The organism is Roseimarinus sediminis (genome assembly GCF_050433125.1).
GTDB classification, from domain to species: Bacteria; Bacteroidota; Bacteroidia; order Bacteroidales; family Prolixibacteraceae; genus Roseimarinus; species Roseimarinus sediminis.
Genome location: NZ_JBNPXV010000047.1, coordinates 1 through 1,431, shown reverse-complemented (window position 1 = coordinate 1,431; position 1,431 = coordinate 1). Strand labels below are relative to the sequence as shown.

At 37.0% G+C, this 1,431-nt stretch carries 2 protein-coding genes; both read right to left on the bottom strand.

Going from position 1 to position 1,431, the window contains the following annotated elements; all coding sequences use genetic code 11:
- Positions 1–55: 55 nt before the first annotated feature.
- The gene (locus tag FHS86_RS19140; RefSeq protein ID WP_429417683.1) at positions 56–979 is read right to left on the bottom strand and encodes an IS3 family transposase; all 924 of its coding nucleotides are present in this window, start codon (positions 977–979) and stop codon (positions 56–58) included.
- 8 nt (positions 980–987) lie between these two features.
- Positions 988–1,386: a transposase gene (locus tag FHS86_RS19135; RefSeq protein ID WP_429417680.1), complete on the bottom strand. Its 399-nt coding sequence runs from the start codon at positions 1,384–1,386 to the stop codon at positions 988–990.
- Positions 1,387–1,431: the final 45 nt, after the last annotated feature.

The following is a 1,431-nucleotide window of genomic DNA, read 5'->3' as shown; positions in this document are numbered from 1 at the left end:
TGTACTTCCCTAAATAGAGTTGACCTTTTTTGTTATTAATCTTATTCATTTCAGGTCATATTACTATCGGACAATTATGAGCCTGAGGTTCTTTTTGCGGGTTAAAATCAAGGTGGCTCGATGCCTCCTTGATTTTAGAATTACCTTCGGCATAAATAATCACCTTCGGTCTTTTGCGGGTGTTTAAATTTACTAATGTACTTTTAAATTCCAAAGGAGAAAATCTATTATTAAATGCCATGTGCTTTCTCTTCTCATTATAGTGGGTTACCGCAGCCTTTGTTTTCAAAACCAGTTGTCTTTCAGTGCTTATTTTCCATCTTTTTAAATATTCATTTTTAATTGTGCCATTGACCCTCTCAGCGTAGGCATTATCTTGTGCTTTAAGCCCCATGCTGATTGCAATTCCTTTGTCGGCTAATGCTTTTCGATAGATGTTGCTGCCATATTGAGCACCTCTATCAGAATGATGAATTAATTCTCCTGGTTGTAACGACAACTTTTTAAGTGCCTTTTTCAATGCTGCCAAATTAGCCTCAGCTTTCATATGAGGGCTTACCTGATAAGAAAGTATCTCTTTGGTATAGACATCGATTATAAATACCAGGTAGTAAAACCGCGCCCCCAACTCAAAATACGTAATATCACTTTGGATTACTTGTGCGGGCCGGACAATTGCCATTCCTTCGATCAAATTCGGATAATTCAAGTGTGTTGGTATCGTGGTTTTCCTATAACTTTTGATACGTTTCACACCATAGCCCAAGCCCATAAATATTTCACAAAACTTATCTCGCCCCATATAGCTTGGTTGGAGTGTTTGGTACATTTTCTCAACCCCACAACCAGGATGTTCCTCGCGTATTGCATCGACCTGGGCCACCAATGAAAACAGTTCCTGATCGAAGTTGAATTGTCTTTTGCGGTAATTAAATACCGCTTGCTTGGTGAGTCCAAGGAAACGATATAACTCGTTCATTTTAAATGCTATTTTTTGTTTGTGGCTTTGAAACCAGATGATTGTGGGGTATTTGAGTTTTTTTTAATGTCGATACCGTATTCGTCCTTAGCCAAGTCAATCATTTTTTCCAGATAATCAACATTCATTTGTTTTTGGCCGACAGCGCGCTCCAATTCTTTTATGCGGTCTTCTAATTTTTTAATCTTATTCATCTGACTGTTTTTGAACTCAACAACTTGGATTTGCTTTTTGTTATAATCGGAATATTTGTAAATCCAACTGTAAATTGTAGGGTTGCGAACTTGATAATACTTTTCCAACTCCGGTACACTCATTTCTCCTCGTTCATATTGTTGAACGATTTTAAGCTTAAAGTCTTCCGAAAACTTACGTAAATGTCTGACTTTTTTTCCCGTTTTAATCATAATTATTTCTGTTTTAAAACGGTCAACCTATTTCAGGGAATGACA

What these genes read in the sequence shown, in the direction of transcription:
- FHS86_RS19140 (WP_429417683.1), bottom strand. Translation starts at nt 979, where the DNA reads ATGAACGAGTTATATCGTTTCCTTGGACTCACCAAGCAAGCGGTATTT.
- FHS86_RS19135 (WP_429417680.1), bottom strand. Translation starts at nt 1,386, where the DNA reads ATGATTAAAACGGGAAAAAAAGTCAGACATTTACGTAAGTTTTCGGAA.